The organism is Mesorhizobium sp. WSM4810 (genome assembly GCF_055811235.1).
On record NZ_JBVVQV010000071.1, the window covers coordinates 1 to 2014 of the forward strand.

Annotated in this window: 1 protein-coding gene; it reads left to right on the forward strand. The window is 58.9% G+C overall.

Annotated features, from left to right (window positions below; translation table 11 throughout):
- Window positions 1–188 precede the first annotated feature (188 nt).
- A partial coding sequence (locus AC0L3O_RS35290; protein ID WP_473618133.1) for an LTA synthase family protein occupies window positions 189–2014 on the forward strand: 1826 nt, incomplete at its 3' end.

The window sequence follows — 2014 nt, forward strand, 5'->3', positions numbered from 1 at the left end:
GAACAAATCACCTTCGCCGCGAACCTTTCACATCGTCCCGCTACCACCACCGTCGATGAAGTTTCGGACTCGCGCGGGCCAAATCGGGGATCGGCATCGCAGCCATGCGATCGATCTCGTCCCGACGGTTGCCAAGGTTGAAAACAAGGCATAATTGCCCAGACATCCAGCTGCTTCGGAGGCTTGCTATGACTTTTGCTCAATCAATCGGTGCGTTCTTTCGTCGGCTGAAGCCGTTCATCCTGCTTTTCCTGTTGACTCAGTTCCTCGTCAGGCTGGCGCTGTCGCTGGTTTCGGCCAAAGACCTGTCTTTCCATCCGGCCGACTGGCTGGTTCCTTTCTTCACTGGCTTCTGGTTCGATATCGTCACGCTGCTTCCAATCCTCGTGGTCTTTCTCCTCTTCCCGCTGCTCCTGCCAGTTTCGTGGGCCGGAAAGCGGTTTGACCGCGCAGTTGGGCTCTCGGGCTTCGCAATCTTCCTGTTTATGATGGTCGTGCAGGGGGTCAGCGAGTATTTCTTCTGGGACGAATTCACGACGCGCTTCAATTTCATCGCGGTCGACTACCTCGTGTACACGCAGGAAGTGATCCAGAACATCATGGAGAGCTATCCGGTGGTGCCGCTGCTTGCCGGCATCGGCCTTTTGGCGGTCGGCGGGGCCTATCTGCTCCGCCGCCAGGTGAAGGCAGGCTTCGCGCCGCATCCGCCGTTCATGAAGCGGCTGGCGGTCTTTGCGACGATAACGGGAATGGCCGCCGCCGGCGTGTTGGTGACGCCCGATTCGATCACACGGCCGATGCCGAGCGCGATCGCCCGCGAACTCGGGGGCAACGGACTCTACGGTTTGGTTAGCGCCTTCTTCTCGAATGAGATCGATTTCGCGAATTTCTATCGGACCATGCCCGAGAAACAGGCGGCCGAACGGACACGCGACCTTTTAGCGGAAGATCACGAGCCGTTCGAAAGCACCGATTTAAACGACATCACGCGTGACATTCGAGCCGAGGGGCCGATGCTGCGCAAGAACGTCATCCTGGTCGGCATGGAAAGCATGAGTGCGGAGTTCATGGGCACATTCGGCAATCCGAAAAGACTGACACCGAACCTTGACCGGCTGGCGTCTGAAGGCCTGCTTTTCACGGAAATGCGGGCGACCGGCACGCGCACCGTGCGCGGGCTTGAAGCGATCGCGCTCTCAGTCCCGCCGACCCCGGGGCAATCGATCCTGCGTCGCCCCGGCAACGACAATCTCTTCACCATTGGCTCGGTGTTCCAGGATTCGGGCTACGATACGCGCTTCCTCTATGGCGGCTACGGCTATTTCGACAACATGAACGCGTTCTTTTCCACTAACGGCTTCGGTATCGTCGACCGCGCTACGATGGCGGCAGGCGATGTGCATTTCGCCAATGCGTGGGGCGTTAGCGATGAGGATCTCTATGACGAGGTGATCCGCCAAGCCGACGCCTCGGCGAAAGCCGGCAAGAACTTCTTCAGCTTCGTCATGAACACGTCAAACCACCGGCCCTTTACCTATCCAGCTGGCGCCATAGACATCCCATCGCCGGGCGGGCGCGACGGGGCGGTCAAATATTCCGACTACGCGATCGGGGAACTGGTCAAGAAGGCATCGGCGAAACCGTGGTTCAGGGATACCGTTTTTGTCTTTGTCGCCGATCATACGGCGAGCGTCGCAGGCAAGATCGAGCTCGACATGAACAAATACCACATACCGTGCATCATCTGGTCGCAGGGCTTTGTCAAGCCCCGCCGGATCAACCGGCTGGCGAGCCAGGTGGATATTGCGCCGTCGCTGCTTGCCCTGCTGCAGGCTAGCTATCGCAGCCGCTTTTTCGGCGACGACCTGATCGAAGCGGACGAACCGGAGCGGCCGGTCTACATCTCCAACTACCAGAAGGTGGCCATGATCCTGCATGGCCGCACGACGATCCTTGAGCCCAAGAAGCAAATCGTCCAGATGAAGGGTGAGGAGGTGCAACCTGAAAGCGCCGT